This window comes from Caecibacter sp. AF58-12pH5A (assembly GCF_027681725.1).
In the GTDB taxonomy this organism is placed as follows: Bacteria; Bacillota; Negativicutes; order Veillonellales; family Megasphaeraceae; genus Megasphaera; species Megasphaera hominis.
The window spans coordinates 1-1,021 of sequence record NZ_JAQDBC010000082.1; the positions used below are offsets into that span (position 1 = coordinate 1).

General features: G+C 40.4%; 2 protein-coding genes. Both read left to right on the forward strand.

Annotated features, from left to right (window positions below):
- Positions 1-316 precede the first annotated feature (316 nt).
- The gene (locus PGX44_RS13915; RefSeq protein ID WP_022381610.1) at positions 317-589 is read left to right on the forward strand and encodes a type II toxin-antitoxin system RelB/DinJ family antitoxin; all 273 of its coding nucleotides are present in this window, start codon (positions 317-319) and stop codon (positions 587-589) included.
- Complete coding sequence (locus tag PGX44_RS13920; RefSeq protein ID WP_498855841.1) at positions 586-861, forward strand: type II toxin-antitoxin system YafQ family toxin; 276 nt, start codon at positions 586-588, stop codon at positions 859-861. Before PGX44_RS13915 ends, PGX44_RS13920 begins: the two co-directional genes overlap by 4 nt.
- The last annotated feature ends 160 nt before the right edge of the window (positions 862-1,021 follow it).

Sequence of the window (1,021 nt, forward strand, 5' to 3'; positions counted from 1 at the left end):
TATGCTGACGAGGATGCACAAACAAGTGCCGTCTATGCCATTGCCGATCATTTTCACATCGAACGGTCCTCCGCCTACAAAAGGAAGAATCGTGCATTAGCTAAGTTTGCCATCCTTTTGTTCGGAAAAACATGATGTCCAAAATCGCGGACGCATTTACCTGCTTTACGTGGTATACTTATAGCATGAAAGTGTGAGAGAAGCCTTCGAGGGAGCGATCCTTTGAAGGCTTTTGCTATGTGTTTATTATATTGACATTGTGTTGACATCAGCCAAAAATAATGCTATATTCAAGACAGAAATGGAGGTGTTGAATATGGTAAATACAAATTTGAATATCCGGACGGATAAGGAAGTCAAAAATCAGGCTGAGAAAATATTCAATGCTCTGGGAATGAATATGACGACGGCGGTAAACATATTCTTAAAAACAACGATACGAGAAAATGGCATTCCCTTCCGTCTCACTCTTGACGTTCCTAATGCAACAACTAGATCTGCCATTGAAGAAGGCAAACGAATCGCCATTGATAAAAAAGTAAAAGGGTATACCAATATGACAGATTTGCGTGTGGCCCTTGAAAAATGAAGTACGAAGTAAAATTCACCACTCAATTTAAGAAAGATTTGAAATTGGCAAAGAAGCAGAACAAAGATATAGATGTGCTGTTCTCTGTCATTGAGCAATTGGCCCAAGGAAAACAATTGGATGAAAAATATAGAGACCATGATTTAGGCGGCACATACAAAGGTTGCCGGGAATGCCATATTGGTCCAGATTGGCTTCTCATTTATGAAACCAAAGATGATGTACTTGTTCTTCTGCTATATCGTTTGGGCAGTCATTCCCAATTATTTTAGCCACATGAGTAATGTAGCGGACGCATGTATCTGTTCGACGTGGTATACTAATAGCATGAAAAAATGTGAGAAGCCTTCGAGGGAGCAATCCGTTGGAGGCTTTTGCTATGTCTGGAGATGAGAACCTTGCCTTGCTTTTATTTGGGAAGACCTGATGTCC

Coding starts and splice junctions, on each gene's coding strand:
- PGX44_RS13915 (WP_022381610.1), top strand. CDS start 317: ATGGTAAATACAAATTTGAATATCCGGACGGATAAGGAAGTCAAAAAT.
- PGX44_RS13920 (WP_498855841.1), top strand. CDS start 586: ATGAAGTACGAAGTAAAATTCACCACTCAATTTAAGAAAGATTTGAAA.